Below are 26,068 nucleotides of genomic sequence, written 5' to 3'. Positions count from 1 at the left end.
CCCTGGTCGGGTGGGTAACACTGGGAGCTGTGCGGGATCTGAGCACCGAGTTCGAGACGGAACGAGACCATCTGATGTCGGTGGCCTACCGGATGCTCGGCAGCCGCGCCGAGGCCGAGGACGCCGTGCAGGAGACCTGGCTGCGGTACGCGGACGCGCTCGCCGACCCGGCTGCCCGCACCAACGTGCGGGACCTGCGCGCCTGGCTCACCACCACGATCGGCCGGATCTGCCTCGACGTGCTGAAGTCCGCGCGGGTCCGCCGCGAGGCGTACCCCGGCCAGTGGCTCCCGGAGCCGATCGTGAACCGCCTGCCCGACGGCGGCCAGGATCCCGCGGACCTCGCGGCCCGCGCCGACGAGGTGAGCATGGCGCTGCTCGTGGTGCTCGAACGCCTCACGCCCGAACAGCGGGTCGCCTTCGTGCTGCACGACGTGTTCGCGGTGCCGTTCGACGACATCGCGTCCGCGCTCGGCACCACACCGGCGAGCGCCCGGCAGCTCGCGTCGCGGGCACGGCGGGCGATCGCCGACGGTCCGCCCCGGCACACCGCCGACCTGCCCGAGCAGCGCCGGCTGTTGGCCGCGTTCTTCACCGCGGTCCAGTCCGGCGACGTCGACGAACTGCTGAACCTGCTGGCTCCTGACGCGGTCATGATCGGAGATGGCGGCGGCGTCTTCCCGGCCGCCGGACGCCCGCTGGCCGGGTCCGTCGAGGTGGCGCGCTTCGTGCTCGGGCTCTTCAACCGGACGGGGAAGGACCTGCGGTCGCTGGTGGCCGCGCCCGTGCTGGTCAACGGTGGGATGGGCATACAGGTCGACGCCGTCTACAAGGACGGCCGGCCAATACGCACGGTCATGGCCTTCGCCATGGCGGACGGGCGGATCACCGGCCTGTTCAACCAGCTCAACCCGGACAAGGTGGCGGCGACACCGCCGCTGTCTCCCGCCGACGCCGCGTGGCCACCAACGCTCTAGGGCCTAGACCACCAGAGCGAGCCATTTCCGGTACGCCGACGCGAACGGCTCGGTGCCGTCGGCCAGCGCGCGAAGGAGCCACTCCGACGCGGCCCGCGCTTGCTCGACCAGTTCGTCCGGGTACCCGAACAGCACCTTGTGCTCGGCGAACTCGTCCTCGTCGCGCAACTCCACCGCACCTGTCGCGCGCCGCCGTACGACGTCGAGATCCAGGTCGATGATGCGTACGACGTCACCGTCCCACTCGGCCGGGCTGGTGATGTCGCAGTAGACCTCGCTGGTACGCGGCGGCGGATTGAACATGCCGGTCCACCATGCGCCGTGCGGCACCAGCACGACGAACGGGATCTGCTCGACGGACGGACGGCCGTGGTAGACCGAGCGGGTGCCGGCGCCCACGCCGAGCCAGGTGCCGAGGTCGTCCTCGGTCAGCCGGCGGGCCGGGTAGTCACGGTGCGCCGTGCCGTCGTACTTGCGGTAGACGACCCGGACCACGTCGCTCGGCATGCCCGCACCCTAACCGATGCCCCTTTCGGCCGAAGCGGGCTCCTCTATCCGGACGCCCAGCGCATCGGCGAGGAGGTACGTCAGGGGCGCCAGGTCGTGCGTGGCAACGGTCGCGCCCGCCAGACTGGTCACGCCGCCGATCCCGTCCAGTACGCAGTCGGCGAACCGGGTGTCCGACATCCGCGCGCCGGAGAACTGCGCCCCGGACAGGTCACACTCGACAAAGTGGACACCCGCCATCTCGACGCGCTCGAAGTCGGCCCGCATCAGGTTGCACCCGGTGAAAACCACGTCCTGAAACTTGCTGAACCGGAACGACGCCAGATCGGCCCGGCACTGCGAAACGGTGACGTCACGCAGCACGCCGTCGAGCCAGTTCAGGCCGGTCATCCGGAGCACGGCCAGCTCGGCCCGCCGCATGGAGGACTTTTCCGCGGTCAGGTTGGCGAGGCTGCCGTTCTCGAACGCGCAGTCGGTGAACGCCGTCCGGTCCAGCGTCGTACCGCTGAGGTCGGTGCCCCGGAACCGGCACTGCTCGAACTCCACGGAGGCCGCCGTACGGCCGGACAGGTCGAGGTCGGGAAACTCCAACTGCCAGAACGACGCCTCGTCCTCCACGTCGTGGTCTTCGACCGTGGCGACGCTCAACGCCGCCGACAGGTCCGGCGCAGCGGGTACGCCCGTGCGCTTCGTCGCTCGACCAGCCATGGCGCCACGCTACCCCCGTCACCCGCCAGCACCGCCGATCAAGGATTCCTGCGCCGATCAAGGGCAAACGGCCGTGGATTGGAGATCGAAGCACGACCCTTCGCCCTTGATCGACGGAACGGGCCCTTGGGGCGGGGGTGTGGATAACTCGCCGGGTTACGTGGGGGTTGTGGATAAGCCGTGGCCTGTCGGTGCGCACAGGTACGGTCGCACCGTGACGATCGCGACCAACGCCGAGCCCGCCACGCCACCCGCGCCCCGACCACGGTCCGCGGGTCAGCCGACGGCGGCCGATCTGCTCGCCGCCGCGGTGGGCGCGGTGCCCGGCGGCGCCGCCCGTCCCGGCCAGCAGCAGATGGTGCACGCGATTGAGCAGTCGGTCGACTCCGGCGAGCACCTGCTGGTCCAGGCCGGCACGGGCACGGGCAAGTCGCTGGCCTACCTGACCCCGGCCCTGCTGGTCGACGGCCCGGTGGTGGTCTCCACCGCCACGCTCGCGCTCCAGTCCCAGCTCGTCGACCACGACCTGCCCCGGCTCGCCGACGCGATCGAGCCGGTGCTGCGGCGGCGACCGACGTTCGCCGTGCTCAAGGGGCGGCATCACTACCTGTGCCTGGCCCGGTTGGACAACTCCGCCGAGGAGGAGCCGGAAGACGCCCTCTTCGACGCGCCCGGCAGCGGCGGCACCAAGTGGCTCGGCGAGGCGGGTCGGCTCGGCAAGCAGATCCAGCGGCTGCGCGAGTGGGCGATGAAGACCGTGACCGGCGACCGCGACGAGTTGGACCCGGGCGTCGAAGACCAGGCATGGCGGCAGGTTTCCATGCCGGCCCGCGAGTGCGTCGGGGCCAACCGCTGCCCGTACGGGGCGGACTGCTTCGCCGAGGCGTCCCGGGCGCGCGCCCGCGAGGCCGACATCGTGGTGACCAACCACAGCCTGCTGGCCGTCGACATGCTCGCCGGGCGCCACATCGTCCCGCCGCACAAGCTGCTCGTGGTCGACGAGGCGCACGAGCTCGTCGACCGGGTCTCCTCCGCGGCCCAGGCCGAGCTCACCCCGACCAGATCGACCGGGCCGCCCGGCGGGCCCGCACGCTGGTGCCGGCCGAGGTGGGCGAGGCGCTGGCCGAGGCGGGCGACGCCCTCGCCGTGGGCCTGGCCGAGGCGCCGGCCGGGCGGATCACGACCGGTCTCCCGGCGGCCCTGAGCGGGGCGTGCACGCTGCTCGACGCGGCCACCCGGCGGGCCCTCGACGCCATCGGCGACATCAAGTCCGACGATCCCGACCCGGTCCGCAAGCAGCAGGCCAAGGCCGTGCTCGACGAGCTGTCCAAGACGGCGCAGCGCCTGCTCGAAGAGGCCGACCACGACGTGGCCTGGGTGGAAAAGCCGGACCACGGGGGGCGGCGGGCGCTCGTCGTCGCCCCGCTCTCGGTCGCCGGCACCCTCGCCACCCACCTGTACGACGAGCGCACGGTCGTCGCGACCTCGGCGACGCTCACCTTGGGCGGCCAGTTCGACACGGTCGCCAAGTCGCTCGGACTGCCCCCAGGCGACGGCTGGCAGTCCCTCGACGTGGGCTCGCCGTTCGACTACGCCCGGCAGGGCATCCTGTACGTCGCGGCGCGGCTGCCCCGGCCCTCCGCGTCCGGCCTGCCCGAGGCGGCCGGCGACGAGCTGCTCAAGCTGGTCGGCGCGCTCGGTGGGCGTACCCTCGGGCTGTTTTCGTCGCGACGAGCCGCGCAGCAGGCGGCGGAGCTGTTGCGGGCGCGCACCGACCTGCCCATCCTCCTGCAGGGCGAGGAGGCCCTGCCCCTGCTGGTGCGGCGCTTCCGCGAAGACCGCGCGAGCTGCCTGTTCGGCGTGATGTCGCTGTGGCAGGGGGTCGACGTGCCGGGCGACTCGTGCCAGCTCGTGGTGATCGACCGGCTGCCCTTCCCACGCCCCGACGAGCCGCTCGCGGCGGCCCGGGCGGCGGCGGTGGACGCGGCGGGCGGCTCCGGGTTCGCGGCGGTGAGCGTGCCGATCGCCGCGGTACGGCTGGCGCAGGGCGTCGGCCGGCTGATCCGGTCGACCGGTGACAAGGGCGTGGTGGCGGTGCTCGACTCCCGGCTGGAGACGGCGCGCGGCTACGGGCAGTTCCTGCGCCGGTCGCTGCCGCCGTTCTGGTACACGACGCGGCAGGACGTCGCGCTGGGCGCGCTGGAGCGGCTACGAGGGAGTTGACGCGACGACTACCGCATCGGGCGGCAGCTCCGGCCGGCGCGGGTGGGTCAGCCGGCGGATCGCGGTGTTGAGCACGGCGACCAGCGGCACCGCGACCAGCGCGCCGACGATCCCGGCGAGCACCACGCCGGCCGCGATCGCCACGATCACCGCGAGCGGGTGGATGGCCACCGCCCGGCCCATGATCAGCGGCTGGAGCACGTGGCCTTCGAGCTGCTGCACCGCGATCACCGCGCCGAGCAGGATCAGCGCGCTGACCCAGCCGCTGTCGACCAGCGCGATGAGCACCGCCACCGCGCCGGAGAGCGTGGCGCCGACGATCGGGATGAACGCGCCGAGGAACACGAGCGCGGCCAGCGGCAGCGGGAACGGGATGCCCAGGATCCACACGGCGACGCCGATGCCGACCGCGTCGATGAACGCCACCAGCACGGTGGCCCGCACGTACGCCACCAGGGTCAGCCAGCCGGCCCGGCCCGCGTCGTCGACCTGCCAGCGGGCCCGCAGCGGGAGCAGCCGGACCAGGAAGCGCCAGATCTTGTCGCCGTCGCGCAGGAAGAAGAACGTCGAGAAGAGGACCAGGAACATGCCGGTGAGCACTTCGAAGAGCGTGGTCGCCGTGGAGACGGCGCCGCTGGTCAGCGACTCGGTGTTGTCTTCGAGCCACTGCTCGCCGGTGTCGATGTAGCTGTCCAGCTGGCTCTCGGACAGGTGCAGCGGGCCGGTCTGGAGCCACTCCTGGATCTGCCGTACGCCGGCGGTGGCGCTGTCGGTGAGCTGCGGCAGCCCGTCGATGAACTCGGTGATCACCAGGGTCAGGGTGCCGGCGACCGCGGCGATCCCGCCGATCAGGACGACGGCCGTGGCGAGCGAGCGCGGGAGGCCCAGGCGCAGCAGCCGCCGTACGGCCGGGGCCAGCAGGGCGGAGAGCAGCATCGCGATGACCAGCGGGATCACCACGATGCGGACCACGCCGATGACCCGGATGAGCGCCCAGACGAGCACCCCGAGGACGATCAGGCGCCAGGCCCAGGCGGCCCCGATGCGCAGGCTGCGGGGCACGTCGGCGTCGTCCCGGCTGGAGGTGCTGGAGTGCGTCTCCTCGACGGCTTCCGGCGGCGGCTCGTCCTGGAAGCCGCCGTTGCCGTTTTCGGCGCGCCGCGCGGCCTCCTCCCGGCGGGTGCGAACGGTCTCCCGACCCGACTCGTACGCCCGTCGCAAGTTGGCCCGGACACGCTGCAGACCTGACGCCGGCGCGTCAGCTCGCTCGGTCACGGTGCGACCCTCCTCAACTGCGGATTCGGCCTCTTACGGTAGCCCGCCGGAACCCGTCAATCCCGTCCATTCGTCCCTGAGTTCTCCCCCACATCGAAGCGCGGTAGCGTTCGGGCGTGACCGCCAATGCCGACCTCGACCACGGGCTGCCGATCCGGCTGCTGCACGACCGCGTTCTCGTACGCCTCGAGGGCAACGAGGGAGAGCGCCGATCCAGCGTCGGCATCGTGATCCCCGCCACCGCCTCGATGGGGCGCCGGCTGTCCTGGGCCACGGCGGTCGGCGTGGGCCCCCACGTACGGTCGATCGTGGCCGGCGACCGGGTGCTCTTCGACCCCGACGACCGCTCCGAGGTCGAACTGCACGGGCGGGAGTACGTCCTGCTGCGTGAGCGGGACGTGCACGCGGTGGCCGCCCAGCGGGTCGAGCCGGACTCCACCGGGCTCTATCTGTAGTAGTACTGGTAGGCCGGCGGCGGAGGCGGAGGCGGGGGCGGCGGCGTCAGCACCACCGGAACGGGCACAACCGGCTCGTCGGGCGCGTCGAGCGTACGGGTGACGCCGTCCGGAAATCTCACCTGATAGCGAACGCCGTCCCAGATGGCGGGCGGCGCCTGCGGGTCCCGCCCCACGAACGCCTGCCGGTACGCGGCGATCGACTCCAGTAGCTGCCGCTCCTCCGCCGCCGCGCGGGCCGCCTCCTCCGGGGTGTCGTAGAGGCCCCGCCGCATCCCGTCGCGCAGCAGCGCCAGCCGGGTGGCCGCGAACTGGTACGCGCGCATCGCCCGCAGGCCCGTCTCACCGGCGACGCGGCGCGCCCACCGGCGGGCGGAGTGCCGCCGGCCGAGGCTGCCCAGCGCCGCCACCTCGGGCGGGGACAGCCAGCCCGACCGCACGTACGCGGGGAGCGTGCGCTCGGTGAGGCGGCCCTCCCAGCCGCGCAGCCAGATCGCGAAGCCCACCATCCCGAAGAAGACCGGCACCATCACGCCGATGAAGCCGTACAGCAGGATCAGGTTTTCCCCGGTGGCCTGTGCCAGCGTGGGGATGAGGTTCCAGGTGCCGTGCAGCATCATCGCGAGCAGCAGGCCGCCGATCGGGGCCAGCCACCGGAGCCGGCGGTCGCCCGTGCGGGACGCGATGCCCAGCCCGACGCCGGTCATCGAGGTGAAGAGCGGGTGGGCAAAGCCGAACAGCAGGATGCGGCCGATGAAGAGCGCGAAGACCATCTGCGCGCCGGTGGCCGGGCCGTACTGGTCGGCGCCCGCCGCGTAGCCGTGCCCGCCCAGGTAGAGGATGTTTTCCACCATGGCGAAGCCGATCGCGGACAGGCCACAGTAGACGATGCCGTCGGTGACCCCGGACCACTCCCGGCGCCGCCGCCACAGCAGCAGGATCGGCCCGAGCGCCTTGGTCAGCTCCTCGATGAACGGCGCGACCAGCACCGCCACCAGCGCGTCCGGGATGCCGAAGCGGGAGAAGGCCGAGGCCGACACGGTGTTGACGAGCAGCGACGCCGCAGTCGAGACGAACGCGCCCCAGGCGAAACAGAAGACGAGGTACTTCGCCGGCTCCGGCTCGTACCGGTCGAGCCACAGGAAGCAGGCGACCAGCGCCGGCACCGGCAGGATCGCGGCGACCAACCCGATGATCAACGCGGTGACGCCGATGTTGTAGCCGAGGTAGCCGAGCATCCCGATCGCGCACGCGGCGATGAACGCGATGACGAGGCCGACCTGGACTGCGCGCCGCCCCACCCGCTTCTGCGCCGGTAGCACCGGTGGCGGTGCCGGGGCGGCGGCAGCAGCGGAGGCGCGTCGTTGGCCATGCCCGCCAGCCTAGCTATGATCGGCGGTAGGTCACGAGCGCCAGCGTGAAGCCCCGGCTTGCTGGCCGGCAACCCTCGTTGAGTTCGCGGTGGGGTGCCCCGGGTGATGACCGGGTCCGGCCGGACGGTCCGCCGGACAAGCGCGCACTCCGGAGGCATTCCGTGACGACCACCGTTCTTGGCGTACCCGATCAGATCAACCTTGACTACGCCGCCACCGCGCCGTGCGCGCGGGCGGCGGCCGACGCCGTGGCCGAGCTTTTGCCGTGGTACGGCAGCGTGCATCGCGGCGCTGGCGCGCTGTCGCAACGGTCCACGCTGGCGTACGAGGTGGCCCGCCAGGCGGTGGGCGACTTCCTCGGCGCCCGGGCCGGCGACCACGTCATCTTCACCCGCAACACCACGGACGCCCTCAACCTGCTCGCCCGCGCCCTGCCCGCCGGCACGCCGGTGGTGACGTACGGCGCCGAGCACCACGCCAACCTGCTGCCCTGGCCGGTGGGCGCGGTGCGGCTGCCCGTGCCGGACTCGCCCGGCGCGGCGATCCGTGCGCTCGACGCGGCTCTGCGCCAGCTGGACGCGCCCGCGCTGGTGGCGGTGACCGGGGCGAGCAACGTCACCGGCGAGCGCTGGCCGGTCGCCGAGCTGGCCGCGGTCGCCCACCGGCACGGCGCCCGGATCGCCGTGGACGCAGCACAGCTGGCCCCGCACGCACCGATCGACATCGCCGACCTGGACCTGGACTACGTGGCGGTGTCCGGGCACAAGCTGTACGCCCCGTTCGGCGCGGGCGTGCTCGCCGGCCGCGGGGACTGGCTCGACGCGGCGCCGCCGTACCTGACCGGGGCGGGGCGACGCGGCACGTGGGCGCGGCCACCCACGACGTACGGTGGGCGACCGGGCCGGCCCGGCACGAGGCGGGCACGCCCAACCTGCTCGGCGCGGTGGCGCTCGCGGCGGTGTGCACGACCCTCGACCCGACCGCCGTCCAGGCGACCGAGCGGGCCCTGGTCGCCCGCCTGCGGGCCGGGCTGGCCGAGATCCCCGGCGTGGCCGAGCTGCGCATGTTCGACCCCGGCGCCGAGCGGGTGGGCATCGTCTCGTTCGTGGTCGCCGGGCGGGACTCCGCCGAAGTCGCCGCCGAACTGGCCCGCGACCACGGCATCGGCGTACGCGACGGCCTCTTCTGCGCCCATCCGCTGACCCGCCGGCTGATCGCCGAGGCCGCCGCGCGCACCGGCCGCCGGGACCTGCCGCCGACCGCGCTGCGCGCCAGCGTCGGCCTCGGCACCACGGAATCGGACGTGGAGGCCCTGCTCAGCGCTCTTTGTCGGTAGCCGGGAGGTGCTCTTTGTCGGTAGCCGGGACGTGTCGGCCCACCGCGCGCCGTACCAGGCGGTGGGCCTCGGCGCGCTCCAGCCCCGAGGCGCGGACCAGGTCCAGCGCCGCCGAACGCACCTGCGCCACGATCACACTGCCGGAGAAGCCCACCCCTCCGCGTACGCCATGCCGGCCTCACCCGCCGCCCGCAGCGCCCGCTCCCGGGCGGCGACCGGCTCCACGGCATCGCCCAGCTCCCGCCGCAGCCAGTCCATCGCCTCGCTGAGCGAGCGCACCGCCGCCACGAGCGCCTCGGGCAGTTCCTCGCCGTCCTGGATCACGAGGATCGCCCGCCGCACCAGCACGCGCGAGTTGCGCAGCGCCCGCGCGACGTGCTCGGCCGCGTCGATGTACTGGTTCAGCGCGCCCCGGGTCCGCCACCGCGCCGGCGCCAGCGCCGCGGTCTCGCTCGCCGCGTCGATCGCCTCGTGCAGCCGCTGTAGGTCGCTCTCCGCCGCCCGCAGGCGCGCCAGCGCCGCGTCCGCTCGGTCCACGTCGCGCTCCGCCAGCGCCTCGGCGGTCTCGGTCAGCCCTTCCGCGAGTACGTCGAGAGCAGGCTTAGCCGCCCGACCGACCACGGTGAGCGGGTTGAGGGGCAGCAGGAGCGCCATCACGCCCAGCCCGATGAGACCGCCCACCAGCGCGTCGACGAACCGGTCGAACGAGACGCCGTCCGTGGGCGGGGTGAGCGTGGCGACCAACACCGCCGACGAGGCCGCCTGGGTGATCAACGCCGACCCGCCGCCGAAGAAGATGGCGGTCACGATCGCGAGCGTGACCACCAGCCCGACCTGCCCCGGGCCGGTGCCGATCAGGTAGATCAGGGTGTCGCCGATCGCGATGCCGATGGCCACCCCGACGACCAGCTCGAAGGCCCGCCGCAGCCGCTGGCCGACGGAGACCGCCAGCGTGATCACCGCGGCGATGGGCGCGAAGAACGGCCGTGGGTGGTTGACGACGTCGTGCGCCACGAACCACGCCAGCCCGGCCGCGATCCCGGCCTGCAGGGCCAGCAGGACGTTGACCCGGACGCGGTGGTAGCGGTCCCGCAGCCGGGCACCGGTGCGCCTGGCCAGGGCGCGTCCCGGTCCTTCTGTCGCGGCCGCCATGCCCGGGACACTACCGGCATGATCGAGTAATGACGCTGACCGAACGGTGGCACCGTGCCGTACGAGGAGCCGGGGCGACCGCCGACGACGCCCCGGTGGACGCGGCCGGCGCCGACCTGCTGGCCCGGTGGCGCGAGCCGCACCGGCACTACCACACCACCGACCACCTCGCGGCGATGCTGTCCATTGTGGACGGGTACGGCGGCTCCGACCCGGTGCGGCTGGCCACCTGGTACCACGACGCCGTGTACGACCCGCGCGCTCCCGGCGACGCCAACGAGCGGGCCAGCGCCGCCCTGGCCCGGTCGGTGCTGACCGACCTCGGGGTGCCCGACGCCGCCGAGGTCGAACGCCTGGTCCTGCTGACCGCCGGCCACACCGTGGACCCCGGCGACCCAGACGGCGCCCTGCTCTGCGACGCCGACCTGGCCATCCTGGCCGCCACCCCCGGGACTACGACGCCTACGCGCGAGCCATCCGCCGCGAGTACGCCCACGTCCCCGACGAGCCGTTTCGCGCCGCCCGAGCAGCCGTCCTCCGCCACCTACTAGCGCTACCCACCCTCTACCGCCTCCCCGCCCACACCCCCTGGACCCCTCTGGCCCGCGCCAACCTAGAGCGCGAGCTGCAAGGAAGGGCACCCTATTAACGTTTTCTACATAGCAAGGGTCCCCTGCTAACCCCAGAGATGCTTGGGGCGGCGGAGGCCGGCGCCGCGGAGGAGGCGCACGATCTCGCGGCTCGACACGACCTGGGCGCCCAGCCACACCGCCATCCGGAACCGGTCGGCCGGCACGTCGTAGTGGTCGCGGTCGAACCCGCGCCGGGGCGCGCCCAGCATCTCCGCGAAGGCGTGCAACTCCGCGTACGACACGTCGCTGACCATGTGGGACCAGAGTCGCCCCCGGGCCGGCCAGGCGGGTGGATCGACGTACACCATGGTCGTCACGCTAACGCGCGGAGACTAACCTGCGAGGCATGGCCGACCTCCTCGATGATCTGCGATCCGCGCTGCCCGACGGGGCGGTCCTGACCGACCCGGACCTGCTCCGCGGCCATCAGCGCGACGAGGCCGACCTGTGCGCGTACGGCATGCCGGCGGTCGTGGTCCGCCCGCGCACGACCGAGCAGGTCGCCGCGGTGGTCAAGATCGCGGCGGCGCACGGCGTCCCGGTGGTCCCGCAGGGCGCCCGGACCGGCCTGGCCGGCGCCGCGAACGCGGTGGACGGCGCCATCGTGCTCTCCACCGCCGCCCTGAACCGGATCCTCGAGGTCGACGCGGTGAACCGGATCGCCGTGGTGCAGCCCGGCGTCATCAACTCGGCCATCGCGGCGGAGGTGGCCAAGCACGGGCTGCGCTACCCGCCCGACCCCGGCTCGTGGGAGTCCTCCACGATCGGCGGCAACGTGGCCACCAACGCGGGCGGCATGTGCTGCGTGAAGTACGGCGTGACCAGCGAGTACGTGCTCGGCCTGGAGGTCGTGCTGGCCACCGGCGAAGTGCTGCGTACGGGCCGGCGCACCGCCAAGGGTGTGGCCGGCTACGACCTGACCCGGCTCTTCGTGGGCTCTGAGGGAACGCTGGGCGTGATCACCGAGATCACGCTGGGGCTGCGGCCGGCCGCCGAAGCGTCGCTGACCATGGTGGCGCTCTTCCCGTCGACGGCGGCCGCCGGTGCGGCCGTCGCAGCGATCTCGGCCGGCGGGCTCTCGCCCAGCCTGCTGGAGTTCCTCGACCAGACCCACCTGATAGCCATCGAGACGCACCGCCCGATGGGACTGCGCACCGACGCGAAGGCGCTGCTGCTCGCCGCGTCCGACACGGGCCCCCGCGCCGCCGCCGACCTGGCGCGGATCGCCGCGCTGTGCGAGGAGGCCGGCGCCGACGAGGTGTACGCCGCCACCGACGCCGTCGAGGCAGCCGCCCTGCTCCAGGCCCGGCGGCTGGCGCACCCGGCGATGGAGCAGTACGCGGCCGAGTCCTTCCCGACCGGCAACGGCGGCCTGATCATCGACGACGTGGCCGTGCCCCGGTCGGCCCTGGCCGCCCTCCTCGACGGCACCGAGAAGATCGCCGCGGAGCATGGCGTCGCGATCGGCGTGGTCGGCCACGCCGGCGACGGCAACATGCACCCGAACATCGTGGTGGACCGCGCCGACCCGGCGAGCGTGGCCAGCTGCCGGCGTGCCTTCGACGACATCGTGTCGCTCACCCTGTCCCTGGGCGGCACGTGCACCGGCGAGCACGGCGTCGGCCTGCTCAAGCGGGAGTGGCTCGCCCGCGAGATCGGCCCGGTGGGCGTACGCGTACACCAGGCCATCAAAGCCGCCCTCGACCCGGACACCCTGTTCAACCCCGGCAAGGTCCTATAACCGCTAGAACGGGGTGCTCTGCTCGACCAGCGTGACGATCTGCATGGCGGTGGCGGGCGAGCCGGTGCCGCAGTCCGCCCACTGGACCTTCGTGCGCCCGGTCACCAGCGTGTACTCGAAGCCGTCCGCGCAGTCGGAGCTCTTCCCGACCTCCCGGGCCAGCCGCGGGTTGGCGAGCAACCCCTGTAGCTCGGCCCGCTCGGCGCTGGTGAGCCGCCCGGTCTGGGGCGTGCCGCCGCCGCTGCCGATGCGGCTGCGCCGGTACGTCCACCGCCCGTCCGGCTCGACCACGATGGACTGGTCGATCCCGACGAAGCCGCCCGTGCGCTCGATGGTGACCCCGCGCGCGGCGGTCGTCGGCTCCGGCGCGGGGCGAGACGTGGACGGAGGAGGCGCGGTCGTGGCCGGCTCGGGTGGGGCGGTGGTCGGCGCTGTGGTGGTCGGCGCCGTGCTGGTCACCGGCGTGGGGGTCGCCTGGTCCGCTGCCGCGCCGCACGCAGCCAGCGCGAGACAGGCAATCACGAGGACGCATCGGCCGTACGCCATGTCCATCCGACGCACGCTACCCCGGCCGCGTTCCACGCACCGCCCTCGATCAAGGACTTCTCCGTCGATCAAGGGCAAACGGTCGTGGATCGGAGATCAAAGCACGACCATATGCCCTTGATCGACGGGGAGAGAGCGGGCGAGGGTAAGCCCGGCCAAGCCCTAGGTGGCGGCGCCGCGGACGTCGGGGGCGCCTAGGCGGGCGGCGTCGGCCGTCGCGTCGTCGGGCATCTTTTGGGACTGGCGCTCGGCTTCGACGCGGGCCAAGTAGTGCTCGACCTCGCGAGCCCGGGTCTCCTCGTTCCAGCCCAGCACCTCGCCCATGATCTCGGCCGCGTGCCCCGCCGACTCGGTGCCCCGGTGCACCGTCTCGAACGAGATCCGCGTACGCCGGGTCAGCACGTCGTCGAGGTGCAGTGCGCCCTCGGCCAGGGCGGCGTACGCGACCTCGGCGGCCAGGTACTCCGGTGCCCCGGCGAGCGGGTTGGCCAGCCGCGGCTCGGCTTGGATCAGCGCGAGCAGTTGGGTGGCGAGCGTGCCGTACCGCTCCAGCAGGTGCTCCAGCACCCCCACCTGTACGCCGTGCCGCCGCGCCAGGTCGGCCCGGTCGCGCCACATCGCCGCGTACCCGTCGGCGCCCAGCAGCGGGAGTTGGTCGGTGCGGGACGGGCGGGGCACGCCGAGCCGCCGAGCCGCCCGGTCGACCACGTCGGCGGCCATCACCCGGTACGTCGTGTACTTGCCGCCCGCCACCAGCATCAGCCCGAGCATGGGCTCGACCACGGCGTGCTCGCGGGACAGCTTGGACGTCGAGTCCGCCTCGCCGGACAGCAGCGGGCGCAGGCCGGCGTACACGCCCTCGATGTCCGATGTGGACAGTGGTCGGTCGAGCACCGTGTTGACCTGCTCCAGCAGGTACTCGATGTCCCGTGCGGACGCCGCCGGGTGGTCCCGGTTGAGCTGCCAGTCGGTGTCGGTCGTGCCGATGATCCAGTGGCCGCCCCACGGCAGCACGAAGAGCACCGACGTGGCCGTACGCAGGATCAGCCCGGCGTCGCCGGTGATCGCCGAGCGGGGCACCACCACGTGCACACCCTTGGACGCGCGCACCCGCAGCCCGGGGCGTACGCCGACCTCGCCCAGCATCGTGGTGATGTCGTCGCTCCACACACCGGTCGCCGCGATGACCGTGCGGGCGTGCACTTCGAACTCCGACGAGCCGGTGCCCTCCAGGTCCCGTACCCGTACCCCGGTGACCTCCCGCGCCTGCCGCAGGATGCCGACGGCGCGCGCGCTGGTCACGACGGTCGCGCCGAGGCTGGCCGCGGTGCGCGCGAGGGTGACCACCAGGCGGGCGTCGTCGACCTGCCCGTCGTAGTACCGGACCGCGCCGGCCACCACCTCGGGGCGCAGGCTCGGGAAGAGGTGGCGGGCCCCGTCCCGGGACAGGTGGCGGTGCATCGGCATGCCCCGCCCGCCGCCGAAGAGCCCGGCGAACGCGTCGTACGCCGCCACCCCCGCGCCGTAGTAGAGCCGCCGCCAGGCCCGCGCGGGCAGTTCGGCCGGCGAGTGGCCGCCGGGCAGCGGGATCAGGATCGGCACCGGCCGGACCAGGTGCGGGGCCAGCCGGGTGGCGAGCAGCCCGCGCTCGGTGAGCGCCTCGTGCACCAGGTTGACCTCGAACTGCTCCAGGTAGCGCAGGCCACCGTGGATCAGCTTGCTGGACCGGCTGGAGGTGCCGGAGGCCAGGTCGCGGGCCTCCACCAGGGCAACCTTCAGGCCGCGGGACGCGGCGTCGAGAGCGGCGCCGGCGCCGGTGACACCGCCGCCGATGACCAGCACGTCGAAGCGTTCGCTGCGCAGGCGTCGCAGGTCGGCGGCGCGGCGCGCCGGGGAGAGCTCCCCGGCGGCGTATCGGGAAACGGCAGGGTCACGCACCCGTCCACCGTAGCTGCCGGGCCGCCGTACTGTTTCGCACATGGTGCATCCGCAGCCCGCCCCCGGCAGTCCCTGGGCGGTCGTCGCCGCGGCATTGGTCGGCGTGTGGACGGTGGGTGTCACCGCACTCACCCAGAGTGTCGGCTGGCTCGCCGACCAGCTGCTGCTGGTCACCGGGTTCGCCACGCCGGTGTGGACCTGGCCGCTCGCGGCCGTTGTCAACGCGGTGCTGGTGGCGACGCCCGCCCTCATCCTCGCCACGGTGCCGCGGTCGGCGGCGGTCCGCACGGCCGGCCGCGCATGGCTGACCGGCGCGGTGGCACTGGGCGGCCTCGGTCTGCTCCGCGCGATCCCGGCCCCGCAGAACGAGCTCTACCTCGCCGCCCTCGCCCTCCTCGCCGGGGCCGGCACGGCCGTACTCCGCAAGGGATGGCCCACGCTGTCGCTGCCCGGACTCGCCGGCGGCCTGGCGGTGCTGCTGCCCTGGTTGTGGATCGGCGCCCTCGGCGGCCTGCTGGAGACCGTGCTCGCGGTGGCCGCCGCGGCGGCGGTCGGCTGGCTCGCGAGCACCATGCTGGACCTCGGCAACCGCTACGGCGTCGTCCTCGGCGGGCTCGTCGGCGGCGTGGCCCTCCTCCTGCTCGCCGCCGGCGTCGGCCAGGGCGGCGCCCAACTCGCGGCGATGCTCGTGCTGCCGCCGCTCGGGTTCGCGGCCGCCGCGCTGCGCGGCGCGGGCTGGCCGCTCGTCGCGGTCGCGGCCGTCGGCCCGCTGGCGTTCGTCGACCCCGAGGAGATCACGCTCCTGCTGGCCAGCGGCCGGGACCTGCCCGCGTGGGCGGCCATCGCCGCCGCCCTCTCACTCGCCGTCGCGCTCCTGGTCGGCATCGGGTACGCCGTGGCGCGTACCCGATTGACGCAGAGGTGGGTCGGCGCGTCCCTGGTGGCCGTCATGGCCATCGCCGGCGTGGCGATCTACCTCGGCCCCGGCCAGCCCGGCCTCCACGGCGAGCAGCTCTTCGTCGTCATGAAGTCGCAGGCCGACCTGACCGGCGTCACCGGGCGCGACGTCTACGGCCGGCTGGTCGAGCACGCCCGGCAGACGCAAGCCGACCTGCACGAGTCCCTCGACCGTTGGCACCTGAACTACACGCCTTACTACCTGGTCAACGGCGTCGAAGTGAACGGCGGCCCGGGGATCCGGGCGTGGCTGTCCCGGCGCGACGACGTCGACCGGGTGCTGCTGAGCCAGCGGCTGCGCCCGCTCCCGGCCGCGCCCGGCACCGCGCACGGCGACGAGCCGGCCCCGCCGCTTCCACCGTGGAACATCTCGCTGCTGCGCGCCGACCGGGTCGCCAGCCAGCTCGGCGTCGACGGCTCCGGGATCGTGGTCGGCACCTCCGACTCCGGTGTGGACGGTACGCATCCGGCGCTGTCGGCCGGCTTCCGCGGCGGCGACGACTCCTGGTACGACCCGTGGAACGGCACCCGCACGCCCGTCGACCACGGCGGCCACGGCACACACACGCTGGGCACCGCGGTCGGCCGTACGGTCGGCGTGGCCCCCGGGGCGAAGTGGGTGGGCTGCACCAACCTGGACCGCAACCTGGGCAACCCGGCCCGCTACCTGGACTGCATGCAGTTCATGCTGGCGCCGTTCCGGTACGGCGGCGACGCGTTCACGGACGGCCGGCCGGAGCGGGCGCCGCAGGTGCTCACCAACTCGTGGGGCTGCCCGCGGATCGAGGGCTGCGACGAGGGCGCGCTACAGGCGGCCACGGCGGCGATCGCGGCGGCCGGCATCTTCTTCGTCGCCGCGGCCGGCAACGAGGGACCGTTCTGCGGCTCGATCGAGGACCCGCCCGCGCCGTACGCCGACGTGCTCACTGTCGGGGCGGTGGACCGCGACCGGGAGGTGACCGAGTTCTCCAGCCGCGGGCCCACCAACTCGGGCACGGCCAAGCCGGACGTCGTGGCCCCGGGCGCGGACATCCTCTCCGCCATGCCCGGCGGCGGGTACGCCATCCAGAGCGGGACGTCGATGGCCACCCCGCACGTCGCCGGCGTGGTCGCCCTGATGTGGTCCGCCAACCCGAAGCTGGTCGGCGACCTGCCCCGTACCCGTGCGATCCTGCGCGAGACGGTGGTGGCCGCGACGGCGGGCGACAGCTCGGGCGACTGCGACACGGCCGACGTGACCGGCGCCGGCATGGTCGACGCGTTCGCCGCCGTGCAGGCGGCCCGAGCAGCGGGATAGCCAGCCGGCTAGGGTCGCGATCGTGGACTTCTCGATCGCCGTACTCACCGATGCCGACGTACCCGCCGTGCTGGCGCTGTGCCGGGAGGCGCTGGACGTGCCGGAGGACGCGGCCGAGGCCGAGCAGATCGTGTCCCGGCTGCGCGAGCAGCCCGGCGTCGGGTTCGTCGCGATCGCCGACGGCACCCTGGCCGGGGTGCTGCTCGGCTCGATCTCGCACCGCGACTCGTCGGTCGGCCACATCGACCTGGTGGCGGTACGCCCCGACGCCCGCCGGCACGGCATCGCGCGGGCGCTGGTCGGGCGGGCCGAGGGGGCGCTGGCCGGCAAGGGTGCGGCCGAGGTGCTGCTGGCCGGCAACCCGCCGTACTACGCCTGGCCCGGCATCGACGTGCGCTACACGCCGGCGATCTGCGCGGCCATCGCACTGGGCTACGAGCAGGACCGGACGGCCTGGAACATGACCGCTGACCTGTCGTACGAAAAGTCCCCGCGCTGCGCCCCACCGAGGCGGCCGAGGAACGGCTGGCGGCAGCCGGCGTCACGGTACGGCGTGCGGTGCCCGACGACATCGACGCCTTGGCCGGGTTCGCGCGGGCGAACTTCAACGACGGGTGGGCCGGCGAGATCACGCACTCGGTGGGCCGCGAGGGCGCGGGATGCTTCTTCGCCACCCGCGGCGACGAGGTGCTCGGGTTCGCCGCGTACGGCTCGTCCCGCCCGAGCTGGTTCGGCCCGATGGGCACCGCACCCGCCGCCCAGGGCCTGGGCATCGGCGGCGTCCTGCTCCGCCGCTGCCTACGCGAGCAGCACGCGGCGGGCCTGAGCCACACCCAGATCGGCTGGGTGGGCCCCGTCCCCTTCTACGCCACAGCCGCCGGCGCCCGCATAGAACGCGTCTTCTTCCTCTACCAAAAAAACCTCTAACCCACCCCACCCCTCACCCGCCCTCGCCGCCGCGCGCCGATCAAGGCTTTGCCCGTCGATCAAGGGCAAATGGTCGTGCTTTGATCTCCAATCCACGGCCGTTTGCCCTTGATCGACGCGGAAGTCCTTGATCGACGCGCCGCACGCCGCCTGCGGTGCGGGCCATCCTAAGCAGGCGAAGCGGACATGCGGATCGATATTCCCGATTTAGTCCGGAGTGCCGGTACCCGCCCATAGCGTGTGCCGTGGAAGGAGGAGATCATGGCCAAGGACAGACGACCAAAGGACGATCTCCAGACCATGGCGAAGTCACGGATGGCTCACATGCCGGCCGAGACCGCCGGAGGCAGGCTCGACGAGACCGCGGACCCCGGACCGGACGGGCGGAACGCCGATCCACGGCGTGACATGCCCCAACGGCGCGACATGCCGCCACGGCGAGACACGCCACCGGGGCGCGGGATGGCCCAGCCGTCCGGAGCGGACTCTCCGGAGGAGCCGCTGACCGATACGCCCCCGACGACGTCGCGGGCGGACAAGCAGCGCAACCAGCCAGGGCGCTGATCAGCAACGCAAAGGGGCGAGCCGGAGAACCGGCTCGCCCCTTCTGCTGAGACGGACTTAGAAGTCCATGTCCCCGCCGCCGGGCGCGCCGGCCGGGGCCTTGTCCTTCTCCGGCTTGTCCGCCACCACAGCTTCGGTGGTGAGGAACAGTGCCGCGATCGACGCCGCGTTCTGCAGCGCCGACCGGGTCACCTTCGCCGGGTCGATGATGCCCGCAGCCAGCAGGTCGACGTACTCCCCGGTGGCCGCGTTCAGGCCGTGGTTGGTGTCGAGGTTGCGCACCTTCTCCACCACGACGCCGCCCTCGAGGCCGGCGTTGACGGCGATCTGCCGCAGCGGGGCGTCCAGCGCGATCTTGACGATCTGCGCGCCGGTCGCCTCGTCGCCGCTCAGGTCGAGCTTGTCGAAGGCGGTCTTGCCGGCCTGGACCAGCGCGACACCACCACCCGGGACAATGCCCTCCTCGACGGCGGCCTTGGCGTTGCGGACCGCGTCTTCGATGCGGTGCTTGCGCTCCTTCAGCTCGACCTCGGTGGCCGCGCCGACCTTGATGACCGCAACACCGCCGGCCAGCTTGGCCAGGCGCTCCTGCAGCTTCTCGCGGTCGTAGTCGGAGTCGCTCTTCTCGATCTCGGCGCGGATCTGGTTGACCCGACCCTGGATCTGGTCGGCGTCACCGGAACCGTCGACGATGGTGGTCTCGTCCTTGGTCACCACGATCTTGCGGGCGCGGCCCAGCAGGTCGAGGGTGACGGCGTCGAGCTTGAGGCCGACCTCCTCGCTGATGACCTGGCCACCGGTGAGGATCGCGATGTCGGTGAGCATCGCCTTGCGGCGGTCGCCGAAGCCGGGCGCCTTCACGGCGACAGACTTGAACGTGCCGCGCACCTTGTTGACGATGAGCGTGGCCAGGGCCTCGCCCTCGACGTCCTCGGCGATGATCAGCAGCGCCTTGCCCGACTGCATGATCTTCTCGAGGATCGGCAGCAGGTCCTTGACCGACGCGATCTTGCTGTTGGCGATCAGGATGTAGGGCTCGTCGAGGACGGCCTCCATCCGCTCGGCGTCGGTCCAGAAGTACGGCGAGATGTAGCCCTTGTCGAAGCGCATGCCCTCGGTGAGCTCAAGCTCGAGGCCGAAGGTGTTGCTCTCCTCGACGGTGATGACGCCTTCCTTGCCGACCTTGTCCATCGCCTCGGCGATGATCTCGCCAACGGTGGCGTCGCCGGCGGAGATCGACGCCGTGGAGGCGATCTGCTCCTTGGTCTCGACGTCCTTGGCGATCTTCGCCAGCTCCTCCGCGACGTTGGCGACGGCCGCCTCGATGCCCCGCTTCAGGGCCATCGGGTTGGCGCCGGCCGCCACGTTGCGCAGGCCCTCGCGAACCAGCGCCTGGGCCAGGACGGTCGCCGTCGTCGTGCCGTCACCGGCAACGTCGTCGGTCTTCTTCGCGACCTCCTTGACCAGCTCCGCGCCGATCTTCTCGTACGGGTCCTCGAGCTCGATTTCCTTGGCGATGCTCACACCATCGTTGGTGATGGTCGGAGCACCCCACTTCTTCTCGAGCACGACGTTGCGGCCCTTGGGGCCCAGCGTCACCTTGACGGCGTCGGCGAGGGTGTTCATACCCCGCTCGAGGCCACGGCGCGCCTCTTCGTCGAACGCGATAATCTTGGCCATACGGCGTTGTCCTCCACTGGACATCCACTGCGCCCCGAGCCTGTCGACTCACGACGCGCACCTTCGAAAAGTCACCGCCTCGCGGCAGCGACGATCCGTCGGCCGGGCCGGATAGCCCGCGACGACCGGCCCGTGTCGCGCGGACGCGACCGAGCCTCACCGTCCCGACCTTTGGCACTCACATGCCGCGAGTGCCAATCACCTGTTTAGCACTCTGCCGGGGGGAGTGCAAGCGCGTCCGGTGAACGGGGGATGACGGGTGGGAACCCCGGGAAAAGCAGGAGGCGGGGCCGGATCCACCGGTGCCCCGCCTTGAACGCGTCCTGGACGTACTCAGGCGATGAGGCGAACCTTCTCAGCCTGCGGCCCCTTTTGGCCCTGCGCGATCTCGAACTCCACGCGCTGACCGTCGTCAAGCGCCTTGTAGCCGTCCATCTCGATCGCCGAGAAGTGGACAAAGACGTCCTGCCCGCCGTCTACCGCGATGAAGCCGTAGCCCTTTTCGCTGTTGAACCACTTGACGGTGCCCTGTGCCACGGTGCACTTCCCTCACTTCGATGGTGCTGGGTTTTCGACAACCCCCGGCCGAAGCGTTCGCTGGCCGGGGCCGCCGATCCGTGGTCCGGGGTGGTCCGTCGAACACAGCGGCCGAAATCGCACGCTACACGAGGACCCTCGCCCGTGCACTACCCCAAACCGGACACCGTGGTCGTGACCCGGCATCCTGCCACCGCCACCAGCGACGCTGACTCGTTGAATAAATCGTGGTTTCGCGAACGCCCGGACGGCGCGGCCGGCACCGGGCCCGACCCCGCTACGGGTGGCTCATGGCGGCTTCCGCCGCGGCCATCCTGGGCACCTTGGGGCGATCATGGTTGTCGATGCCGCCCCCGAGGCCACGCGGTGGGTAGCCGGCGCGGCGCCCCTGCCACCGACACCGTCCGCGCCGCCGTCGCTCACCGTCTCACTGCGCCGGGGCCCGGTGTACGTCGACAGCACCGGCTTCCTCTCCTGGGCCCTGCTCGATCGGCGTACCGGGCGGATCAGCGGCTCGGCGAACCTCACCGCGCCCAGCGACACCATGTCGATGGTCAAGTCCTGGATCGCGGCGGACTACCTGCGGATGTCGGCCGAGGAGGGGGTCACCCCGGACGAGGCCCGGATGCGGCAGCTCACCATCATGATCCGGGACAGCGACAACGCCGCCGCGCAGGCGATCTTCAAGCTGGTCGGCCGGCGCGCCTCGATCGAGCGCCTCATCGCGATCTGCCGACTCACCGACAGCAGCCCGTACCGGAACCGGTGGAGCAACACCACCGTGTCCGCCCGGGACACCGTACGGCTGGGCGCCTGCCTCGCCGACGGGCGCGCGGCCGGGCCACGGTGGACACGCTGGCTGCTGAACGAGATGCGCCAGGTACGCGGCGCGGGCGACTTCGGCGTGCGGGCCGCCCTCCCGGTGCCGATCGCCGAGACGGTCGCCATCAAGAACGGCTGGCTGCTGCGCGACGAGGACAAGCTGTGGCACGTCAGCTGCCTGGCGATCGGCGCCGGGTGGGTGCTCGCCGTGCTGGCCCGGTACCCAGGCCCGTTGGGCTTCGGGTACGGCACCGAACTGTGCCGAAAAGTCGGCGCGCAAGTCGTTAGGGTGGCGGCGTGACAGCTACGGTGCGCCGCGTACGGCCCGAAGATGCCGCCCGCATGCGCGCGCTCCGGCTGGAGATGCTCGCGGACACGCCCCTGGCGTTCCTGGAGACGCTCGCCGAGGCGGCCGCCTTCCCGCACGCCGAGTTCGCCGACCGGGTCGCCCGCAACTCGGTCGGCGGCTTCTGCGCCCAGTTCGTTGCCGAGGCGGACGGCCGCCTGGTCGGCCACGCGGGCGGCATCGCGTCGCCCGAGGAGGCCAAGCTCACCGTGATCTTCGCGGTGTACGTGACCCCGACCCGCCGGGGCACGGGCGTGCTGGCCGAGCTCGTCGAGGGCGTCGCCGCGTGGTCCCGCGACGTCGGCCGGCCCGAGCTGCTGCTCGAGGTCGTCGTCGGCAACGACCGCGCGGTGCGGGCGTACGAGCGCTTGGGCTTCGTGGACACCGGGATGCGGGTCGTGCACCCCACCATCCCGGTGCTCACGGAGCTGCAAATGCGCCGCCGCGCCTAAGCCATCACAGGTGGCGGCGGGACTGGACGATGCGGAAGCGGCTCGCCACGTACGCGCCGTCGGTGAGGGCCGCGTTGGCCGCCGGGTTGGCGCCGCTGGCGTGGAAGTCCGAGAACGCCGCCGACTGGTTCACGAACACCCCGCCGGTCAGGTTGCAGGACAGGTGCACGCCGGTGTCGAGCGCGGCCGCCTCGGCCGCGTCGAGCACCTTCTCGTCGGTCGAGTAAACCCCCGCCGTCAGCGCGCCCCGCTCGCCCACCGTCGCCCGGAAGATGTCGAGGCTCTGCGCGGTGGAGTCGGTGCCGATCACGAATGAGATGGGTCCGAACCACTCGCGGCCGTAAATCTGGTCGGCGTCCGCGGACAGCTTCACCACCGCCGGGGTACGCACGACCGCGCCCTCGTACGCGGGATGCGCGACGACCCGCGACTCCAGCACCGGCTCACCGACCGACTTGACCTCCTCCAGCCGGTCCAGCACCCCATCGTTGACGATCGCCCCGGTCAGCTCGACGGCGCGGGCCGGGTCGCCGGTCAGCTTGCCGACCACGCCCGCGATGCCGGCGGCCACCTCGTCGAAGGTCTTGTGCCCCTGGTCGGTGCCGATGCCGCCGGACGGGACGAGGATGTTCTGCGGGGTGGTGCACATCTGTCCGCTGTAGAGAGTCAGCGAGAAGCCGATGTTGCGGCACATCCCGGCGAAGTCGTCGGTCGAGTCCACGACGATCGTGTTGACCCCGGCCTTCTCGGTGTAGACGGCGGCCTGCCGGGCGTTGGCCTCCAGCCAGTCGCCGTACGCGGTCGAGCCGGTGAAGTCGATGATCTTCACCTCGGGCCGGAGCGCGAGCGTGGACGCCAGCCCTTCGCCCGGCGTCTCGGCGGCGAGCAGTACGAGGTTGGGGTCGAAACCAGCCTCGGCGAGCACCTCGCGGGCGTACTTGACGGTGACGGCGAGCGGCAGCACCGCGCGGGGGTGCGGCTTGACGATGACCGGGTTGCCGGTGGCCAGCGACGCGAAGAGCCCCGGGTACGAGTTCCACGTCGGGAACGTGTTGCAGCCGACCACCAGCGCCACGCCCCGCGGCACGACGTGGAACGTCTTGGTCATCCGCAGCGGGTCGCCCTTGCCCGCCGGCTTTTCCCACTCGGCCTTGCCGGGGTGCCGGGTCATCTCCGCGTACGCGTAGGCGAGCGCCTCCAGCGCCCGGTCGAGCGCGTGCGCCCCACCGGCCTGGAACGCCATCACGAACGCCTGCCCCGTCGTGAACTGCACCGCGTTGGCCAGTTCGAACACGTGCGCGTGCAGCCGGGCCAGGATCTCCATGCACACGCCGGTGCGGGCCTGCGGACCGGCGTCCCGCCAGGCCGGCAGCGCGGCCGTCGCGGCGGCGATCAGGGCGTCGACGTCGCTGTGCGGGTACGTCACGCCCAGCTCGACGCCGAACGGGCTGGCTTCCGTGGCGACCTGGCCGTTGGTGCCCGGCTGGTCCAGCGGGAAGAGGCCGCCGAGATAGGCCCGGAACGCCGCCTCGCCGTCGGCGGCCGCGGTCTCGCCGTACACCCGCGGGCTGGGCGACTCGGGGTAGGCCGACCAGTAGCCGCGCTCGGCGATCGCGGTCAGCGCCCGCGCGAGGGTGTCTGCGTGCTTCTCGTACAGATGCTGCGGGGTCTCCGTCATGCCAGTCATCATGCCGCAGTTGCCGTGCGATGCTGAGCGCTATGCCGACGTGGCACGCCGTGCGCAGCACGCTGACCTGGATCAACGGCACCTCACTGGCCGCGGTCGCGCTGGCGGCGGCCACCCGCACTCCCCTGGTACGCGGACCGGGCGGCGTCTTCGTGGCCGGCGGCTACCGGCTCCGGGTGCCCAGGCAGAAGTGCTTCACCGTCGGGACGGTCGTCTTCACCAAGCGCACCGCCGACTGGCTGCTCGACCCCGAACGCGCCGACCTGCTCGCCCACGAGACCCGCCACGTCGGCCAGTACGCCGTGCTCGGCCCGTTCTTCTTTCCGCTCTACTTCGCCGCGTGCGGCTGGTCGTACCTGGTCACCGGCGGGTACGGCGCGCGCAACTTCTTCGAGCGGCACGCCGGGCTCGCGGCAGGTGGCTACCGCGAGCTTCCACTGCGTCCGTGGGCGACTCGCCTCAGAGTGAGAGCTGCCAGTTCCCCCAACCGTCGATCGCCCGGAACCCCATCGCCTCATTGATCGAGATCATGTGGTCGTTGACGCCCGCGTTCCACGTGTCGATCGAGCGCAGCGCCGGCTCGTGCGCGCGGGTGTAACGCAGGTTCTCCACCTTCACCAGCATGCCCAGCCGGTGACCCCGGTGGGCCGGATCCACGATGGTGATCTGCTGGAACGCGTGCCAGTCCACCGTTCCCGGGAAGTCGATCAGCGTCCACGCGACAACCCGGCCGCTCTCGTCGTGGCGTACCCCCGTGTGGTAGCGACGGCGGCCGCGGGCCGCGGCGACGGCGTCGATCGCGCGGACCTTGACCGCGTCGACCTTCTCCGGCTCCCATTCGAGGTCGCCCATCGGCGCGTCGGCGAGCAGCCGGCCGTCGAGGTAGGCGATGTCGTCGATGTACTCCTCAGGAGTCGCGCCATTCCACTGGACGAGCGAATAACCGGCGGCCCGCTGGTACGCGGCGGCCAGCGACTCGTCCAGCGCCTTGTCGTCGACGGCCGTGACGTCCAGCCGGCGGCGCACGTCGGTCAGGGCGTTCTTGAAGCCCATGGCCTCGGCGAACACGCCGCCGGCCGGGTCGCGCGCCACGCCGCCGGGCAGCGTCTCGATCGCCATCGTGTTCATGCGCTTGCGGCCCAGGCCGCGGACCACCGACACGGCGTGCTCGTGCAGCGCCCGGCCGACGCCGCGGCGCCGGTGAGCCGGGTGGACGCTGAGGTCGATCTCGGCGTTTTCGAGGTTGTCCAGCTGCGGCAGGTGGACGGCGAGGTAACCGGCGGCCTCGCCGTCGACGAAGCCCACCGCTAACTCATGGGCGTTGCCGGGCCAGGGATGCGCCAGCTCGGCGAAGAAGCGCCGGCGCCCGACCGGCGGGAAGTCTGGCACGTCCGCGGCGATGACCGCTTCGACGACCTGGTACGCCTGGTCGGCGGTTACCTCGTCGGACGGATCCATGGGCTTGACGACGATGTCCATGCGACCGAGGATCCCGCGTGAACGCGCGGGCCGCGAGCGAATTTGGTCGGGAGGGACGGTCGCACAGCGCCTCCGGCGCTGGGACGTTAGAACTACGAAAGCCTACGGCGACCGCCCTCCCGCACGGAGCATCCTGCGTCGTCCGGTTGTCGCCGTCAAGTCCCCGGAGCGGTGTTTTCTCGACGGACGGCAAATTCACGATTACAGAATGCAACTCCCGTCCCAGGAAACCGCCGATCCGCCCCGATCATGCCCAGCGACCCCCATCCGCCGCTCGGCGCACCCCACGCACCACTCGGCGCACCACCCCGTCCCCCTGGCGCTCCCTCACCCCCACCCCGCCGCGCGCCGGGGCGCGTCGATCAAGGCCTTCCCCGTCGATCAAGGGCATCTGGTCGTGCTTTGATCTACAATCCACGACCATTCGCCCTTGATCGACGCGGAAAGCCTTGATCGA

At 72.4% G+C, this 26,068-nt stretch carries 19 protein-coding genes, 4 pseudogenes and 1 riboswitch; of the genes and pseudogenes, 11 read left to right on the top strand and 12 right to left on the bottom strand.

Going from position 1 to position 26,068, the window contains the following annotated elements:
- Positions 1-29 precede the first annotated feature (29 nt).
- Positions 30-977 carry an RNA polymerase sigma factor SigJ gene (sigJ, locus tag Prum_RS21875; protein WP_173078212.1) on the top strand — a complete coding sequence of 316 codons (948 nt, stop codon included), beginning with the start codon at positions 30-32 and terminating at the stop codon, positions 975-977.
- 3 nt (positions 978-980) lie between these two features.
- Here the strand turns inward: sigJ and Prum_RS21870 are convergent, their stop codons facing one another.
- Together Prum_RS21870 and Prum_RS21865 are read right to left on the bottom strand one after the other, a co-directional pair.
- Positions 981-1,484 carry a DUF402 domain-containing protein gene (locus Prum_RS21870; RefSeq protein ID WP_173078211.1) on the bottom strand — a complete coding sequence of 168 codons (504 nt, stop codon included), beginning with the start codon at positions 1,482-1,484 and terminating at the stop codon, positions 981-983.
- A gap of 9 nt (positions 1,485-1,493) precedes the next feature.
- The gene (locus tag Prum_RS21865; protein ID WP_173078210.1) at positions 1,494-2,192 is read right to left on the bottom strand and encodes a pentapeptide repeat-containing protein; all 699 of its coding nucleotides are present in this window, start codon (positions 2,190-2,192) and stop codon (positions 1,494-1,496) included.
- A gap of 214 nt (positions 2,193-2,406) precedes the next feature.
- On the opposite strand from Prum_RS21865, the pseudogene Prum_RS21860 reads away from it, so the two are divergent.
- Positions 2,407-4,415 (top strand): annotated as a pseudogene (locus Prum_RS21860) (ATP-dependent DNA helicase).
- On the opposite strand, the gene Prum_RS21855 reads toward Prum_RS21860, so the two are convergent.
- Positions 4,401-5,690, bottom strand: coding sequence for an AI-2E family transporter (locus tag Prum_RS21855; RefSeq protein WP_246278021.1), 1,290 nt, complete (start codon positions 5,688-5,690; stop codon positions 4,401-4,403). The pseudogene Prum_RS21860 and the gene Prum_RS21855 overlap by 15 nt on opposite strands.
- A 116-nt stretch (positions 5,691-5,806) precedes the next feature.
- On the opposite strand from Prum_RS21855, the gene Prum_RS21850 reads away from it, so the two are divergent.
- Positions 5,807-6,145, top strand: coding sequence for a GroES family chaperonin (locus Prum_RS21850; protein ID WP_173078209.1), 339 nt, complete (start codon positions 5,807-5,809; stop codon positions 6,143-6,145).
- Here Prum_RS21850 and Prum_RS21845 read toward each other — a convergent pair.
- A pseudogene (locus Prum_RS21845) lies at positions 6,136-7,500 on the bottom strand (PrsW family intramembrane metalloprotease); the annotation flags it as partial. The gene Prum_RS21850 and the pseudogene Prum_RS21845 sit on opposite strands and share 10 nt — an antisense overlap.
- A gap of 46 nt (positions 7,501-7,546) precedes the next feature.
- Positions 7,547-7,666: riboswitch (SAM riboswitch) on the top strand.
- 13 nt (positions 7,667-7,679) lie between these two features.
- On the opposite strand from Prum_RS21845, the pseudogene Prum_RS21840 reads away from it, so the two are divergent.
- Positions 7,680-8,854 (top strand): annotated as a pseudogene (locus Prum_RS21840) (aminotransferase class V-fold PLP-dependent enzyme).
- 132 nt (positions 8,855-8,986) lie between these two features.
- Here the strand turns inward: Prum_RS21840 and Prum_RS21835 are convergent.
- Positions 8,987-10,006 (bottom strand): FUSC family protein, encoded by a 1,020-nt coding sequence (locus Prum_RS21835; protein ID WP_246278020.1) that lies wholly within the window; start codon positions 10,004-10,006, stop codon positions 8,987-8,989.
- Positions 10,007-10,035: 29 nt separating this feature from the next.
- Here Prum_RS21835 and Prum_RS21830 point away from each other — a divergent pair, with 29 nt between their 5' ends.
- Complete coding sequence (locus Prum_RS21830) at positions 10,036-10,557, top strand: HD domain-containing protein (protein ID WP_308785365.1); 522 nt, start codon at positions 10,036-10,038, stop codon at positions 10,555-10,557.
- Between the two features lie 125 nt (positions 10,558-10,682).
- Here Prum_RS21830 and Prum_RS21825 read toward each other — a convergent pair whose 3' ends face one another.
- Complete coding sequence (locus Prum_RS21825; RefSeq protein ID WP_173078207.1) at positions 10,683-10,946, bottom strand: DUF4031 domain-containing protein; 264 nt, start codon at positions 10,944-10,946, stop codon at positions 10,683-10,685.
- A gap of 38 nt (positions 10,947-10,984) precedes the next feature.
- On the opposite strand from Prum_RS21825, the gene Prum_RS21820 reads away from it, so the two are divergent.
- Positions 10,985-12,379, top strand: a complete 1,395-nt coding sequence (locus Prum_RS21820; protein ID WP_173078206.1) for an FAD-binding oxidoreductase — start codon at positions 10,985-10,987, stop codon at positions 12,377-12,379.
- 3 nt (positions 12,380-12,382) lie between these two features.
- Here Prum_RS21820 and Prum_RS21815 read toward each other — a convergent pair whose 3' ends face one another.
- Complete coding sequence (locus Prum_RS21815; RefSeq protein ID WP_173078205.1) at positions 12,383-12,931, bottom strand: hypothetical protein; 549 nt, start codon at positions 12,929-12,931, stop codon at positions 12,383-12,385.
- Between the two features lie 156 nt (positions 12,932-13,087).
- A complete protein-coding gene (locus tag Prum_RS21810) occupies positions 13,088-14,905 on the bottom strand; it encodes a glycerol-3-phosphate dehydrogenase/oxidase (RefSeq protein ID WP_173078204.1) in 1,818 nt (605 codons plus the stop codon).
- Between Prum_RS21810 and Prum_RS21805 the strand changes: the two genes are divergently transcribed.
- Together Prum_RS21805 and Prum_RS21800 are read left to right on the top strand one after the other, a co-directional pair.
- A complete protein-coding gene (locus Prum_RS21805) occupies positions 14,904-17,117 on the top strand; it encodes a S8 family serine peptidase (RefSeq protein WP_173078203.1) in 2,214 nt (737 codons plus the stop codon). The genes Prum_RS21810 and Prum_RS21805 overlap by 2 nt on opposite strands.
- A 22-nt stretch (positions 17,118-17,139) precedes the next feature.
- Positions 17,140-18,044: pseudogene (locus Prum_RS21800) on the top strand (GNAT family N-acetyltransferase).
- A gap of 621 nt (positions 18,045-18,665) precedes the next feature.
- On the opposite strand, the gene groL reads toward Prum_RS21800, so the two are convergent.
- On the bottom strand, positions 18,666-20,288 hold the full coding sequence (gene groL / locus Prum_RS21795) for a chaperonin GroEL (RefSeq protein ID WP_173078202.1): 1,623 nt from the start codon (positions 20,286-20,288) through the stop codon (positions 18,666-18,668).
- 333 nt (positions 20,289-20,621) lie between these two features.
- Entirely contained in the window at positions 20,622-20,825 is a 204-nt protein-coding gene (locus Prum_RS21790) for a cold-shock protein (protein WP_173040429.1), read from the bottom strand.
- A gap of 334 nt (positions 20,826-21,159) precedes the next feature.
- On the opposite strand from Prum_RS21790, the gene Prum_RS21785 reads away from it, so the two are divergent.
- On the top strand, positions 21,160-21,948 hold the full coding sequence (locus Prum_RS21785; RefSeq protein ID WP_173078201.1) for a serine hydrolase: 789 nt from the start codon (positions 21,160-21,162) through the stop codon (positions 21,946-21,948).
- Complete coding sequence (locus Prum_RS21780; RefSeq protein ID WP_281368951.1) at positions 21,945-22,445, top strand: GNAT family N-acetyltransferase; 501 nt, start codon at positions 21,945-21,947, stop codon at positions 22,443-22,445. The genes Prum_RS21785 and Prum_RS21780 overlap by 4 nt, the downstream gene beginning before the upstream one ends.
- A 4-nt stretch (positions 22,446-22,449) precedes the next feature.
- On the opposite strand, the gene paaN is transcribed toward Prum_RS21780, so the two are convergent.
- Positions 22,450-24,123 carry a phenylacetic acid degradation protein PaaN gene (gene paaN / locus Prum_RS21775; protein WP_173078200.1) on the bottom strand — a complete coding sequence of 558 codons (1,674 nt, stop codon included), beginning with the start codon at positions 24,121-24,123 and terminating at the stop codon, positions 22,450-22,452.
- A gap of 41 nt (positions 24,124-24,164) precedes the next feature.
- Here paaN and Prum_RS21770 point away from each other — a divergent pair, with 41 nt between their 5' ends.
- The gene (locus Prum_RS21770) at positions 24,165-24,653 is read left to right on the top strand and encodes a hypothetical protein (RefSeq protein WP_173078199.1); all 489 of its coding nucleotides are present in this window, start codon (positions 24,165-24,167) and stop codon (positions 24,651-24,653) included.
- Here Prum_RS21770 and Prum_RS21765 read toward each other — a convergent pair.
- Complete coding sequence (locus Prum_RS21765; protein WP_173078198.1) at positions 24,592-25,611, bottom strand: GNAT family N-acetyltransferase; 1,020 nt, start codon at positions 25,609-25,611, stop codon at positions 24,592-24,594. The two genes, Prum_RS21770 and Prum_RS21765, sit on opposite strands and share 62 nt — an antisense overlap.
- Positions 25,612-26,068: the final 457 nt, after the last annotated feature.

The sequence above is a fragment of the Phytohabitans rumicis genome, from assembly GCF_011764445.1.
Classification (GTDB): Bacteria; Actinomycetota; Actinomycetes; order Mycobacteriales; family Micromonosporaceae; genus Phytohabitans; species Phytohabitans rumicis.
Note: the sequence above shows the minus strand (reverse complement) of the source record. Positions and strands in the feature narration are given on the sequence as shown.

Coding starts and splice junctions, on each gene's coding strand:
- Prum_RS21870 (WP_173078211.1), bottom strand. CDS start 1,484: ATGCCGAGCGACGTGGTCCGGGTCGTCTACCGCAAGTACGACGGCACG.
- Prum_RS21865 (WP_173078210.1), bottom strand. CDS start 2,192: ATGGCTGGTCGAGCGACGAAGCGCACGGGCGTACCCGCTGCGCCGGAC.
- Prum_RS21835 (WP_246278020.1), bottom strand. CDS start 10,006: ATGGCGGCCGCGACAGAAGGACCGGGACGCGCCCTGGCCAGGCGCACC.
- Prum_RS21830 (WP_308785365.1), top strand. CDS start 10,036: ATGACGCTGACCGAACGGTGGCACCGTGCCGTACGAGGAGCCGGGGCG.
- Prum_RS21825 (WP_173078207.1), bottom strand. CDS start 10,946: ATGGTGTACGTCGATCCACCCGCCTGGCCGGCCCGGGGGCGACTCTGG.
- Prum_RS21820 (WP_173078206.1), top strand. CDS start 10,985: ATGGCCGACCTCCTCGATGATCTGCGATCCGCGCTGCCCGACGGGGCG.
- Prum_RS21815 (WP_173078205.1), bottom strand. CDS start 12,931: ATGGACATGGCGTACGGCCGATGCGTCCTCGTGATTGCCTGTCTCGCG.
- Prum_RS21805 (WP_173078203.1), top strand. CDS start 14,904: ATGGTGCATCCGCAGCCCGCCCCCGGCAGTCCCTGGGCGGTCGTCGCC.
- Prum_RS21810 (WP_173078204.1), bottom strand. CDS start 14,905: ATGTGCGAAACAGTACGGCGGCCCGGCAGCTACGGTGGACGGGTGCGT.
- groL (WP_173078202.1), bottom strand. CDS start 20,288: ATGGCCAAGATTATCGCGTTCGACGAAGAGGCGCGCCGTGGCCTCGAG.
- Prum_RS21785 (WP_173078201.1), top strand. CDS start 21,160: ATGGTTGTCGATGCCGCCCCCGAGGCCACGCGGTGGGTAGCCGGCGCG.
- paaN (WP_173078200.1), bottom strand. CDS start 24,123: ATGACGGAGACCCCGCAGCATCTGTACGAGAAGCACGCAGACACCCTC.
- Prum_RS21770 (WP_173078199.1), top strand. CDS start 24,165: ATGCCGACGTGGCACGCCGTGCGCAGCACGCTGACCTGGATCAACGGC.
- Prum_RS21765 (WP_173078198.1), bottom strand. CDS start 25,611: ATGGACATCGTCGTCAAGCCCATGGATCCGTCCGACGAGGTAACCGCC.